General features: G+C 38.5%; 12 protein-coding genes. 7 read left to right on the plus strand and 5 right to left on the minus strand.

Features of this window, described 5'->3' with window-relative positions:
* Window positions 1-254: 254 nt before the first annotated feature.
* On the plus strand, window positions 255-1,520 hold the full coding sequence (locus ACQ4QH_RS01235; protein ID WP_439818984.1) for an aminoacyltransferase: 1,266 nt from the start codon (window positions 255-257) through the stop codon (window positions 1,518-1,520).
* 74 nt (window positions 1,521-1,594) lie between these two features.
* On the opposite strand, the gene ACQ4QH_RS01240 is transcribed toward ACQ4QH_RS01235, so the two are convergent.
* Genes ACQ4QH_RS01240 through thrC form a run of 3 tightly spaced genes read right to left on the minus strand, consistent with a single transcriptional unit; the run spans window position 1,595 to window position 4,392 of the window.
* Window positions 1,595-2,029, minus strand: coding sequence for an ACT domain-containing protein (locus ACQ4QH_RS01240; RefSeq protein ID WP_439818985.1), 435 nt, complete (start codon window positions 2,027-2,029; stop codon window positions 1,595-1,597).
* Window positions 2,007-2,912: a homoserine kinase gene (thrB, locus tag ACQ4QH_RS01245; protein WP_439818986.1), complete on the minus strand. Its 906-nt coding sequence runs from the start codon at window positions 2,910-2,912 to the stop codon at window positions 2,007-2,009. Before thrB ends, ACQ4QH_RS01240 begins: the two co-directional genes overlap by 23 nt.
* Complete coding sequence (gene thrC / locus ACQ4QH_RS01250) at window positions 2,905-4,392, minus strand: threonine synthase (RefSeq protein ID WP_439818987.1); 1,488 nt, start codon at window positions 4,390-4,392, stop codon at window positions 2,905-2,907. Before thrC ends, thrB begins: the two co-directional genes overlap by 8 nt.
* A 102-nt stretch (window positions 4,393-4,494) precedes the next feature.
* On the opposite strand from thrC, the gene ACQ4QH_RS01255 reads away from it, so the two are divergent.
* Window positions 4,495-5,694: a homoserine dehydrogenase gene (locus ACQ4QH_RS01255; protein ID WP_439818988.1), complete on the plus strand. Its 1,200-nt coding sequence runs from the start codon at window positions 4,495-4,497 to the stop codon at window positions 5,692-5,694.
* 113 nt (window positions 5,695-5,807) lie between these two features.
* Here ACQ4QH_RS01255 and ACQ4QH_RS01260 read toward each other — a convergent pair whose 3' ends face one another.
* On the minus strand, window positions 5,808-6,716 hold the full coding sequence (locus tag ACQ4QH_RS01260; RefSeq protein ID WP_439818989.1) for a magnesium transporter CorA family protein: 909 nt from the start codon (window positions 6,714-6,716) through the stop codon (window positions 5,808-5,810).
* Window positions 6,717-6,848: 132 nt separating this feature from the next.
* Window positions 6,849-7,244, minus strand: a complete 396-nt coding sequence (locus ACQ4QH_RS01265; RefSeq protein WP_439818990.1) for a pyridoxamine 5'-phosphate oxidase family protein — start codon at window positions 7,242-7,244, stop codon at window positions 6,849-6,851.
* Window positions 7,245-7,396: 152 nt separating this feature from the next.
* On the opposite strand from ACQ4QH_RS01265, the gene ACQ4QH_RS01270 reads away from it, so the two are divergent.
* The 5 genes from ACQ4QH_RS01270 to pepV all read left to right on the plus strand — a co-directional run bounded on the left by ACQ4QH_RS01270 (window position 7,397) and on the right by pepV (window position 12,618).
* Window positions 7,397-7,534 carry a hypothetical protein gene (locus ACQ4QH_RS01270; protein WP_439818991.1) on the plus strand — a complete coding sequence of 46 codons (138 nt, stop codon included), beginning with the start codon at window positions 7,397-7,399 and terminating at the stop codon, window positions 7,532-7,534.
* Between the two features lie 165 nt (window positions 7,535-7,699).
* Window positions 7,700-8,032, plus strand: coding sequence for a DUF7671 family protein (locus ACQ4QH_RS01275; RefSeq protein ID WP_439818992.1), 333 nt, complete (start codon window positions 7,700-7,702; stop codon window positions 8,030-8,032).
* Between the two features lie 79 nt (window positions 8,033-8,111).
* A complete protein-coding gene (gene gndA, locus ACQ4QH_RS01280) occupies window positions 8,112-9,539 on the plus strand; it encodes an NADP-dependent phosphogluconate dehydrogenase (RefSeq protein WP_439818993.1) in 1,428 nt (475 codons plus the stop codon).
* Window positions 9,540-9,807: 268 nt separating this feature from the next.
* Window positions 9,808-11,142 (plus strand): APC family permease, encoded by a 1,335-nt coding sequence (locus ACQ4QH_RS01285; protein WP_439818994.1) that lies wholly within the window; start codon window positions 9,808-9,810, stop codon window positions 11,140-11,142.
* Between the two features lie 72 nt (window positions 11,143-11,214).
* Window positions 11,215-12,618 carry a dipeptidase PepV gene (gene pepV / locus ACQ4QH_RS01290; protein ID WP_439818995.1) on the plus strand — a complete coding sequence of 468 codons (1,404 nt, stop codon included), beginning with the start codon at window positions 11,215-11,217 and terminating at the stop codon, window positions 12,616-12,618.
* Window positions 12,619-12,740: the final 122 nt, after the last annotated feature.

The following is a 12,740-nucleotide window of genomic DNA, read 5'->3' on the forward strand; positions in this document are numbered from 1 at the left end:
CTGAATTTCTGTGGATAAATGGTGGAAAAAGGTGGAAATACTGTGGCTTTTTCCACTGGTACGGTCTAATTTAACATAAAATAAACAGCATTTTTTTACAAAAGACGGAAAAATCGCATGATAGAGATTGTTTTATAAGTCATTCTGATATTTTTAAATGTGGAAAACTATATTATTCAGTACTTTTTCAAAATTTAAGTTGGATAGCGTATAATTCAAAGTAATAGATAAGAAGATAAGGAAATGGGTTAACTATGACACGTTCATTTAAAGAATTAACAACAGAACAATTTGAGTCATTTGCACAAACACACCCTGCTGGTAGTTATCTGCAAACAGCAGCACAATCGCGTTTATTGGCTCGTCGTGGCTGGCAAACAAGTTTGGTCGGTTTAGTTGAAGAAAATCAAGTGGTTGCAGCTGCTGTGTTAGCATGGATACCTGTTCGAATGGGAAACATGTTCCAAATTGATGGTGGCATGCTAATTGATTTTAGTGATCAAGATTTGGTGGCGGCGTTTGTGGATGGCGTGATGGCATTTGCGAAAGAGCACCGTGGTTTATTTTTGCGGATAATGCCAAATGCGATTTACCGACGTTTTGACGATGAAGGCCAGCAAATTGGGGATACAGAAAGTACAGTGATCGATGCCTTAACAAGAATTGGTTTTGAGCATACGCCTGCTACCAAAGGGTGGACAACAAATTCTTCACCATCATGGCAATATGTTAAGTCATTACAACCAATCCTAGACGCTCAAGATACGACAAAAGCTTTACGGGCATCTTTTGGTAAAGATGGCAAGTACTACTTAAAGAAAACCGATCAATTTGGCATCAAAGTTCGTCGCCTAGAAAAAGCTGATTTACTTGACTTCAAAGCATTGACGCAAGATACAGCTAATCGGCTAAATTATCATGATAAAGATTTAGATTTTTATCAAACTGTTTTTGATGAATATGGTGATGATGCCTATTTTGTATTTGCAGAAATGAATTTTCCTGCGTATATTAAGGGACAGCAGCAGGCACGTGATCACTTAGCTGAAGTTGTGGCTAATCTTGATGCACGAATTGCTGAGAAACCTAACTATAAAAAATTAAAGCGTCAACGTGCAGAATATGCAGATCAGCATAAGCAACATGAAAAGCGTATCACGCAGGCAAAAATGGCGCATGAACAGGCAGGTAAAGATGTGGTAACCATTGCGGGTGCTTTGTTCTTAGCGACTGCTAATGAAATGATTTATTTGTACTCAGGTACGTATGATGAATACAAGAATTTTTATGGACCATACGCAGTGCAAGAGTATGCCTTTGAACAAGCACTAAAACGCCAAATTCCACATTATAATTTTTATGGTATTTCAGGTGTGTTCGATGGTTCTGATGGTGTCTTAGGCTTCAAGCGAGGGTTTGCAGGTCATGCAGAAGAAAAGGTCGGTACATTCGTTCGCCCAATTAATGGTCCTAAGTATGCTATCTATCATTTCTTGAAAAAGATTTTAGCACGCGGTTAATTGAGAATTAGCATTATAGTAATTAAAAAGCCGTCATCGTCCGATTTTTGGATGATGACGGCTTTTGTGTTTCGCTATTCTATAGCGATTAAATGGACATTACTTGCTCCAGATATTGTTTGGATTTTCTGCATTAAGAAGGTCAAAGTTTTTGTCATTTGACTAATATCTAGTGAAATAACAATGCTGGCAACATTGTGGATGGGCATATTTTGATTGATTGTTAGTATACTAGCGCCAGATTCAGAAGTTAGTTGTAACACTTGTGCCAATAAACCACTTTTGTCTTCAAGTAAGAACGAGATAACAGCTTTACGATGGCCAATATTTTCATCAGGTAAAAATACTAAATCCTTATATTTGTAAAATGTTCCTCGACTGATGCTGACTTTTTTTACCGCTTCACTGACTTGTGTGACAACCCCTTTTTCTAATAATTGGCGTGCCTCAATGACTTTGCCAAAAGAATCTGGCAAGATTGAACTGTCAACGATATAATACTTCTCCACGGGATGTTACCTCACTTTGTAGTCCACTTTTATCAATTTTCACTGGTAAAATTTGCCATTGTGGGAATGTTTTTTGGGCTTTGGCTACCAGTGTGTTTGCGGATTGTTTATTTGGCATAATGGCCATCAACGTTGATCCGCTGCCACTAATATACATCGTACCATAGTTACTTTCGGTTAGCTGCTTGGCTTGTTCATATTCAGGAATTAGTTTTGCTCGATAAGGCTCATGAATGAGGTCATGACACGTTTGTTGCAATAAGTTCGCATCGCCGATTTCTAATGCTTTGGTCATCATTGCACAACGACTGATCTGATGAATTGCGGTTGCGTAGCTCATTGTTTTTGGTAAAACTGAACGTGCTTCATGTGTACTAATAGGATAGTTTGGTACGAAAGCGATAAATTGTAGTTCATCAGAGACCTCATATTGGCTAATGACAGGTTCGCCATAATCATCCAAAAATGACATACAGAGCCCACCATAGACTGAGGGTGTCACGTTATCTGGGTGACCTTCCATTTCAATGGCTAATTTTAATAGTTGTTCTGTTGAGATAGCATCGTCAAACCAAATACTTGCTGCTTTAAGTCCAGCAACAATACAAACAGCAGAACTACCTAATCCACGAGCAACTGGTACTTGACTAGCAATGGTTATTTTTAGATTAGGGAATGGTTCTTGAAGAAATTCACAACCTTTAAGAAATGCTTGATAGACTAGATTGTTTTCATTTTGATATTCAACTTCACAGCCGCTGATTTCTAGAGGTTTGTTACTTTCTTCAAAATAAAATTCTGAATATAAAGAAATTGCTAATCCCATACAGTCAAAACCAACACCAAGGTTTGCGCTAGTAGCAGGTACTTTGATTTTAAACATGAAAAATTACCTCCGCTTGTTGTTTAACATAAGCTTGCATTTTTTCTGATGAGACAATATTTTTGTAACGTATTGGTAAATCATGTAATTGTGCAATATTTTGGGGAATTGGTGTGTTTGTATATTCGGCAAGTCGTTGCACGAGTTCGAAACTGTCGGTTATACCTTCAATATCTGGTAGAACCGCTGGCGCAGTCGTTTCGATAAATTTATACGGACTTGCCGTTGATAATAAGACCATCGGTGTCTGATCTTGTTGCTGATATTTGCGCATCACATGATAACCAGCAGCTGTATGAGGGTCCATTAAATAGCCTTGTTCTTCATAAACATTTTTGATTGCTGTTTGGATATCGTTATCACTACTGAATCCACAGTAGAAATCATTTTGTAAGTTTTGTAAAAGCTCATCCGAAATTTGGTAGCGTCCTGTTGTTTCTAGTTGAGTCATTAGCTGGCTAATGTAGGTACTATCAAGTCCTGATTTGTAATACAGTAGACGTTCTAAATTACTAGATACTTGAATATCCATACTAGGTGCGACAGTATGTAAAAATGGTCGCTGCCGGTCATAAATTCCAGTTTCAAAAAAATCTGTCAAAACATTATTCGCATTAGAAGCGACAATTAATTTTTTAATAGGTAACCCTAATAACTTTGCGTAGTAGCCAGCCAAAACATCACCAAAATTTCCAGTAGGAACCGTAAAATTGACCGAGTCACCTAGCGTAATATGCCCTTGGGTGACTAGTTGCTGATAGGCAGAAAAATAGTAGACAACTTGGGGTGCTAAGCGTCCAATATTGATTGAATTTGCGCTAGAGAGGTGCAGGTTACTATCTAAACTTTCTTTAAATGATGTGTTGCTAAAAATAGCTTTGACCTGACGTTGGGCATCATCAAAGTTACCAGTGATAGCGGCAACCTTTGTGTTTGTACCAGTGGTTGTTAACATTTGTTTTTCTTGGATAGCGCTAACGCCCCCATTAGGATAAAAAACCGCAATGCCAATATTATCAGTATTTTTAAAACCTTCTAGGGCAGCCTTGCCCGTGTCACCACTTGTGGCGGTTAACACGAGACTGTGTTCATTGTCTCCTAAGGAAAACTTCATCAAATGAGGTAAAAGTTGCAGCCCAATATCTTTAAATGCGCTGGTTGGTCCATGCCAAAGTTCTAAAATATGCCAATCGTTAATTGTATGAAGTGGTGTAATTTTGGCAGTATCGAACTTTTGATTGTAGGCGTTTTTAATGGCTAGAATAAGTTCCGTTGTGGTGAAGTCTGGTAGTAGTAGTTGTAGTATTTCCTTAGCAAGGTCTCGATAATCTAGCAACAATAACTTAGAAAGGTTTATTTTTTTCTGGCCAAGTTTTGGATCCACGAATAGTCCATAATCATCAGCAAGTCCTTGCTTTACAGCAGTTTTAACTGAAACTGGTTGCTGATGGCCTCTAGTACTAACAAATCTTTTTTTCATTTGATTTCTCTCCTTGCCTTTTTGTACCTATCATGATAATATGTTCACCATTAAAAGACAAGTGTTTACTTAAAATAAACAAATTCTTGGAGGTGGGTTAGTTTGAATATTGCAATTTTAGGATTTGGTACAGTTGGAACAGGTGTATTTAATATTATTAAAAAGGTATATCATCTAACCGAAAATCTTCATGTGAAATATGTTTTTGTCAGAGAAAATAAAAAAGATCAGTTGGCGGAAACAACTGCGAGTTTTGATGAAATTGTTAATGACCCAGAGATTGAGGTGGTAGTTGAAGTCTTAGGTGGTCTAGAACCTGCGCATCAGTACATTTTATCTGCGTTGCAACACCATAAACATGTCATTACTGCTAATAAAGCTGTGATTGCCTGCTATTTGGAGGAGTTCACTAAAGTTGCTACTGAAAATCAGGTGCATTTTTATTTTGAATCAAGTGTGGGTGGTGGTACGCCTTGGATTTCAGAAATAGAGCGTGCTGCGCGTGTCGATGATGTTGATCGTATCCAAGGTATCTTCAACGGAACGAGTAATTTTATTCTTGACCGAATGAAGCAAAGTGGAGCTACATTTGATGATGTACTTGGACAAGCGCAAGAGCTTGGTTATGCTGAAGCTGACCCTAGTGCGGATATTGATGGGTGGGACATCGCTAATAAACTATGTATAAGTTGTGATATTGCTTATGATTGTTTTGTGTCACCACGTCAGGATTTGCCTGTGTTTGGGATTCGAAATATTACGGCGGCGGATATTAGTACATTTGCTCGTCAGGGATACACAGTGAAGTTAATGGGTAAGAGTCATCAAATAGGGACTGCTTTTGATTATGTAGTCGAGCCAACCTTGTATCCAAGTTATACTTTTGAAGCTAATACGCATGAAAATTATAATTTAATTTCCTTGCATGGCCAAACGGTTGGTGAATTAAGGTTCATTGGTCAGGGGGCAGGCCAGTTACCAACTGCAAATGCTATTATTCAAGATGTTTTGGATATTATGCAGCATCGAGATCATTTAGAACGTGGTTTTGAACGTCGTTTAACGCTTCAGGCCAACCTGAGTAAGGGTGACTATTTGCTTAGATCAACGATTAATTTTCAGTGGTTGTTTAGTAATTATGATATGCGTAAAGTTGGTGAGTATGTGTTAATTCATCAAATTCCGGTTGGTCTAATGCATAGTTTGATGAAAAATATCCAGGAAAAAGATCCACATGCTTGGATGGTTAGTGTAGCTGCCATTTCTAATGAAGGTGTCGTACAAAATGCGATTTTAAATTAAAAAATGGTTTGGGCGTAACTGTTGTAGACTCAAAAAGTCATCAATCTACCGATTTAAAGTCGGTGAATTGATGACCTTGCTGTAATGAAATACTGTTTGAGTAGATTGTGTACTTATTTTTTAAAAAAGCCAAAATGCCAAAGAATCATTGTAATGATTACCATCAAAATGATTGTAATAATAACGGTATAAAGCCAACCACCAGCAGCATGCGTGAAAGGTAAAGCAACGTTTTGACCAAAGAAGCCGGAAACAATGGTGGGCATCGTTAAAACGATTGAGGAAACCGTTAATAATTTCATGGTCCAATTTAAGTTCGCATTTGCAACGTTATCAAATGCGTTCGCGACACTACTCGTTACCTCTTGAGACAATTTTCCGGTATCTAAAGCTTGCTGCAGTTCAACTGCAACATCATCGATACGTTCAAGTTGTTTTGTGTTTAAATGTTGACGATCATGTATTTGCAGTGCGTTTAATAAGGCATGATCTGTTTGTAATGAATTGATAAGATAAATTAAATCAGTCTGTAGCGACATGAGTTGATTAATTGCTGGTTGGGTTGGCTTGGTTGATTTAATCGTACTTTGAATAGATAATCGTTTACGATTGATGGTCAAAATTGACTTCATAAATTCACTAGACAATGATTCTGTGAGACCTAAGATAACATCAATTGGTTGTGCAAGCTGTGTTTCAGCTAATTTCATTAAGTGATTGGTGGCATAGTTGGTCTCTTTACGTGTGAATAAATAAAGAACAGATTGGTCGATTGTGTATAAAAAACTAATTGGTTCAGTGGTTGCTCGGTTTGACGTAGGTGTCACAATATCAAATATCATTAAATTGTATCGATTGATATCATCATATTCCATTCTGGCACTTTCATAAGGATCGATGGCATAGTCGATTAATTCGTTAGGGATGCCATGCTTATCAACTAGCATGGCTCGATCTTCAGGTGTCATTTCACCAACTTGGTACACTGTGAATTTAGAAAATAATTTTTGCTCTTTTATCATAGAATCTACTTTCTCACTAGAATATATGTATAGTTAATTATAATAAGTATAACGAAATAATTAATACAATTTTAGCAAAAAAAGATTGGAACATTTTCTTTTGTTCCAATCTTTTATTAGTCAATATTAATTTTAAGAAATCTGTGTGCCGGCCTCTAGGGTGTTATCTAATTTAAAAATGCTTTCAATATCGATGATGACATATGCAGCGCGAGGGAAACGTTCATAAAGACTAGCGGGAATATTCTCCTTAGCCAAGGCATCATCTTGATGAATATGAACCGGTCCTTCAAATCGGAATCCTTTTTGTGCTGGACGATCAGCAACAGCAACGGCTGCACGACCATTAACAGTTAAGTTATGGAAAGCATGACGGAATGTGTGCTCAAAATAGGCTAAATGAGAATCATCCAAAACATGGAGGGATCCCTTTGGGCCGACTTTAGGCATCCCGTTTTCATCGGCGGTAGCTAAGAAAGGTAACTGTTCGCTAAGCATTTGTTTCATTTCTTCTGTTAATTTAGCCATGTTAAATCCTCTTTTCAATTATTACTTACTAATTATAAGAGTAATGATTTTTAAAATCAAATTTCTTGACCTATAAATAATGATGGTTGACGAATAGTATAAATATCGGTATACTTGAAAAGTTATCGATAACAAAAATGGAGGAAATAATTATGGCAGTTAGATCACCATATAATTCATGGGCCCGTCGTCGTCCAGTTTCACACGACTACTCAAAGAAAGTTCGTAGTGCTGAAATTGTTAACATTCAACAATGGGCTAAAGGTAAAGCTGAATTAGAATCAAAGTAATTTGGCATTATTTAGTTATGAAATGAGAGCGTTCCAAAAGTCTTAAGCCTTTTGGAACGCGTTTAAGAAGACTAGCGTAGATATACGTTAGTCTTTTTTTATGTAGAATTTCTCATGGGTTGTTATAATGAAAGCAATTGATAAGTAAATGAGGTGGCGTGTGATATGGCAAGTAAGTATCCAACAGCAGAATTAATTGGGATCGTCATGGTTCAAAATAATAGTGGTCAATATGAACCCAAAGAAAGCCAACTTGATGCCAATGCATTTCATAGCTGGCGGATTGGTAAACATACAAAAGGCAAATTGGGAGCTCCGGGGCAGTTATTTCTCACCGAAAATAATTTAATTGTGATGTTAGTTGCAATTGAATCACTGGCTTTCAAAAATCGTCATGATATAACACCGATGGCACGCTTTTTAACAACTCTAGTTCCCGATAAAGTAAAAATGCAAGTGTTAACAAGCTATCAACATGATAAAAAGTCAGTGAATTAAGGTAATGCTTTTTTAAGATTTTCAGGGTACACTGATAGCTACAGAATGTTTTTTGTCAATTTATAGGGGGAATATTAATATGACAACAGCAGAGTTTGGTGTCGTTGGCTTAGCCGTTATGGGCCGTAATTTAGCTTTAAATGTGGCTTCACGAGGTTATAAGGTGGCTTTGTATAATCGAACATCCGGACGTACAGATGATTTGGTTGAGAAACATCCTGATTCAGGATTTGTGCCAAGTTATTCAATTGAGGAATTTGTGGCTTCTATCCAAAAACCACGACGGATTTTATTGATGGTAAAGGCTGGTGCCGGAACCGATGCGGTCATCGAAGAACTGTTACCCTATCTAGATAAGGGTGATATTTTAATCGATGGTGGTAATACTTTCTTTGAGGATACCATTCGTCGTTCTAATAAATTAGAAAAGTCAGGCATTAATTTCATTGGTATGGGTGTTTCTGGTGGTGAGCTAGGTGCTTTACAGGGACCATCAATGATGCCTGGTGGTCAACGTGAGGCTTACGATTTGGTAGAACCGATTTTGAAAGAAATTGCCGCCAAGGCCCCAGAAGATGGCAAGCCAACCGTAACCTACATTGGGCCAAATGGTGCCGGTCACTACGTAAAAATGGTACACAATGGTATCGAGTATGGTGATATGCAACTAATTGCTGAATCATATGACATTTTAAAGCGTGTGCTAAAGTTAGACAAAGATGGATTGGCTAAGACATTTGCAGACTGGAATAAGGGCGAGCTAGACTCATATCTTATTGAAATTACTGCGGATATTTTGACGCGTGATGATGATCTCGGTTCAGGTAAGCCAATGGTTGATATGATTTTAGATCGTGCAGGCAATAAGGGAACTGGTAAGTGGTCATCACAATCAGCTTTGGAAGTTGGTGCGCCACAGTCTTTGATTACAGAATCCGTCTATGCTCGTTATATTTCAGCATTAAAGACAGATCGTTTAGCAGCAGCTGATGTCCTAGTTGGTCCAGATTATGACTTTGATGGTGATGTTGCGGCTACTGTTGAGGACATTCGTCAGGCACTTTATTTTGGTAAGGTCATGTCATATGCACAGGGATTTGACCAATTACGCATGGCATCAGATCATTACGATTGGTCACTGCCATTTGGCGAATTAGCACAGTTATGGCGTGCAGGAGCAATCATTCGTGCACAGTTCTTGCAACGCATCACCGATGCTTACGATGAAAAGCCAGACTTACACAACTTGTTATTAGCACCTTACTTTAAGCAAATTGCCGAATCATATCAAGCATCTGCTCGTCGTGTGATTGCTCTGGCGACAGCAGCTGGGGTACCAGTACCATCATTATCAGCTGCAGTAGCGTACTATGATTCATATCGTTCACCAGTTTTGCCAGCTAACCTTATTCAGGCACAGCGTGACTATTTCGGGGCACATACTTATGAGCGTGTTGATAAGCCAGCAGGCGAAATGTACCATTATTCATGGTATGACGAAGCATAAATTAATAAACAATAAGAAACGATATTGTTTTGCAGTTTAAAGTATGCTAGTATTTATCTAGCGAAAGTAAAAAACGTACATTAATTGAGGAGAGTCCATAAAATGTTTGATTTTATTAACAATAATAATAATAATCGTTTGAACTCAACACAATTAGTGATTGGGCGTTTTTACAACGCTTAAACTGTGAGAACATACGAAGCAGTCAACCAATTACTAAATTGGATGACTGCTTTTTTTGTTGAAATTTTGAATTAGGAGAATATTTATGCCGCAGAAAGTTGAATTAAAACGCTCGATGGGAATTTGGTCTGGGTTGTCATTGGTGATTGGAACAGTCATTGGATCAGGAATCTTCTTTAAACAAGCTGGTGTCCTGCAAACGGCTGGCTCATCAACATTGGGGCTGTTAGCCTGGCTGACTGGCGGTATTATTACATTAGCTGCCGGATTAACAATTGCTGAAATTGGTGCCCGTTTACCGAAGACAGGTGGCTTATATAGCTATATTGAGTCACTATATGGACCGGTTGCTGGATTTTTAACTGGTTGGATGCAGGTGGTTATTTATGCTCCGGCCGTTATTGCTTCGATTGCAGGTTATGCAGCATTTCTGACAGCTAACTTTCTTGGTCTACCAACAAGTTCAGCAACTTGGATCGCCGTTATTTATGTTGCTTTTATTGCGGGTATTAACCTTTTTGAGAATCGTGTTGCTGCGAGTTTCCAAGTCATTACAACATCGATTAAACTAATTCCTATTGCTATTTTAATTATTTATGGTTTATTCTTTGGCAAGGTTAATGCACTAGGTCAAACCGTTTCAGACACTGTTTCGCATGGTGGCGGTTTTGGTATGGCGATTCTTGCAACTTTGTTTGCTTATGATGGTTGGATCCTCTTGGCAAATATTGCTGGTGAATTAAAAAATCCACGTCGTGATTTGCCACGATCAATTGTTGGCGGTGTTAGTTTGATTGTGGTTGCTTATGTCGGTGTTTCATTTGGTGTTTATCATGCTTTACCATCTGATCGAATCGTGGCATTACAGAATAATGCGACATTCGCGGTTGTTCGAGCAGCCTTTGGTGATTTTGGTGGTCGTGCCCTAAGTATTGCTATTATTATCTCGATGTTAGGTACGTTGAATGGTAAGATGATTTCCTTTCCGCGAATGGCCTATGCCATGTCACTTGATGGATTGTTCCCGAAATATTTATCGAAACTAACTCGTAAAACACAAGAACCAACAAACGCCATTTTAACGGTTGCGTTAATGACGATTGCTTTAGCAATTGTTTACACGAATGGTGTTGATCGCTTATCAGATATTGCTATTTTTACAATTTGGATTTTTTATACTGCAGCGTTCTTTGGTGTCTTTATTTTACGGCATAAGACACTTGATAAAAGTGTTGACCCGGCAACGCTATTCAAAACACCGTTATTCCCAATTACGCCATTAGTGGCCATTGTTGGTGCACTATTTGTGATTGGTTCAACGGTTATCAATGATTTTTCAGGGGCAGTCATTTCAATTATTTTAGTTCTTATTGGATTGCCTGTGTTCTACTATTACCATCATAAGCGACAACAACAGTAGTGCGCTATATTGTCACTTCTCATAAAACGCGGTACACTGGCTTTATTAGATTTTGATTAGAGGTCGAGTGATATGTCGTGGACAATGCAAGCAAAGCAGTATGAGACGGATTTAATTAATGATTTAAATCAAATTATCCGAATCCCTTCAGTTTTGGATTCGAAAACACAAACACCACAAACGCCTTTCGGAATTGATATGGTTCGGGCACTATCTAAAATGGAAGAACTAGCTAATCGAGATGGGTTCCGCTATGGACGAGTTGACAATATGGTGACGTGGATTGAATTTGGACCCGCTGATGCGTCAGAAACATTAGGGATATTAACGCACATTGATGTTGTGCCAGCTGGTGATGGCTGGTTACGTCAGCCATTTAATCCGGAAATTTTAGATGGTTTATATTTTGGGCGTGGTGCGGCAGATATGAAAGCGGATTTGATGTCTGCCTATTACGCCTTAAAGATGCTTGCTGATCAAGGGCGAAAGTTGCAACGAAAAGTTCGATTAATTATTGGTACTGATGAAGAAAATGGGTGGCGTGATATGCCACGTTATCTTGCGCAAGAAGGTGAACCAACATTTGGCTTTTCGCCGGATGGTGCTTTTCCGGTCGTTAATGGTGAAAAAGCGTTTCAGACTGTGCAACTACGGTTTCCCAGTGTTTCGGAAGGACCATATATTCTTGAGCGTTTCATGTCAGGCAACCGAGCAAATGTTGTGCCCGGAGAAGCAAAGGCTAGAATCAATGTACCTCAGGGAATGGTGATTGCCGAAGATTTTGCGAATTTCTTAAATCAATTGCCATTCTTAGAGGGTAATGTGCAGCAGGCTGGTGAAACAGTACGGTTAACATTATTTGGTGTGCAAGCCCATGGTGCATATCCAGCTGATGGCAAAAATGCAGGTACTTATTTAGCCCAATTTTTACAACAATATCCATTTGGTGGGGATGCTCATGCTTTTTTGAACTTTTTGGGGACAACAGTTCATCAGGATATTTATGCAAAAAATTTGGGACTCGCTTATCATGATAAAGAAATGGGTGATTTAACATTAAATGTTGGGGTAATGCGATACAGTCATCATGGTCAGGGAGTGATACTGCTAAACTTCCGGTATCCCAAAGGTGTTAACATCCAAGCGATTGTTACACAAGTACAACGACATTTGGGGGACCTAATGGCTGATGTCACGGTTGTTCAAGCTGGTATGCCACCGCATCTGGTTGCCGCTGATGATGAGTTGGTAAAGACACTTTCGGATGTCTATGCTGAACAAACGGGACAATATTTACCACCTAGAACTTCAAATGGGGGATCGTATGCTAGGTTATTAAAGCGAGGCGTGGCATTTGGTGGTCAATTCCCCGATGTTAAAGTTACCAGTCATCAAGCCAATGAATTTACGCCGGTGGCTAATTTAACGCGCGCCATGGCAATATTTGCTGAGTCGATCTGGCGTCTTTGTCGATAATATTAATATATTTTTAGTTAAAAGGTTGGCGCATTTTTTGTGCCAACTTTTTTAGCGAATAACAGTTAAGACAAAAATATTTGGTGATAACTGGTAAAATAGTAGCAAGAACTAGTGATATT

The sequence above is a fragment of the Weissella paramesenteroides genome (assembly GCF_051903945.1).
GTDB classification, from domain to species: domain Bacteria; phylum Bacillota; class Bacilli; order Lactobacillales; family Lactobacillaceae; genus Weissella; species Weissella paramesenteroides_A.